1 protein-coding gene is annotated in these 690 nt (G+C 44.3%); it reads left to right on the plus strand.

What is annotated here, in order from left to right; all coding sequences use genetic code 11:
- Nucleotides 1–690, plus strand: a 690-nt coding sequence (locus L652_RS0100930) for a type I restriction-modification enzyme R subunit C-terminal domain-containing protein (RefSeq protein WP_029770090.1), incomplete at both ends; no start/stop codon positions are given.

Raw genomic sequence — 690 nt, forward strand, 5'->3', positions numbered from 1 at the left:
CCACGAGCAACTAGTGGCTAAAGTACAGCGCATTGTCGGTCATGGTGTATTTAATCAAGACAAGTCAGCTCGAATTGACCAATCAATAAAACGCTTAGATACCGTATTAGCCGGCGCTGCTGGTTGCGATTTTGCAAGCCTTGCACAAACCCTAAAAACCAAAGGGCCAGAGCAAAGCGCCGAAATTTTTACACAACTTCCAAAACTGATCGAAAACCTAGAGCACCTTAAAAAGCAAATAAACGAGCTACGCCACGAGCCTATTTTTACCGACATAGAAGACGAGCTAATAGAATTTAAAGAAGGCTATGGCGATTACGACAACGCCGAAGACTTTTTAGACGCGTTCGACAAACTCGTAGAGCAAAGCGAGAACAGCCAAGCTGCACTACAAACCGTTATAACCAAACCTAAAGACTTAACCCGTAAAGCATTAATAGAGCTGCAAGAGTGGTTTGATGCGCAATCGTTTGACGAGTCAACACTTAGAGTTGCATGGAAAAAAACCACCAACCAAGATATTGCTGCACGGTTAATAGGGCATATTCGCCGTGCAGCACTCGGCGATGCGTTACTCCCGTTTGATGAGCGTGTAAATAACGCCCTGGCTAAAATAAAGCAGCAAAAACCCTGGAGCAACGAGCAATTACAATGGTTAGAGCGCTTAGCCAATAGCTTAAAAGAGCAAGT

Origin of the sequence: Pseudoalteromonas sp. TB25, assembly GCF_000497995.1 — a bacterium.
Lineage (GTDB): Bacteria > Pseudomonadota > Gammaproteobacteria > Enterobacterales > Alteromonadaceae > Pseudoalteromonas > Pseudoalteromonas distincta.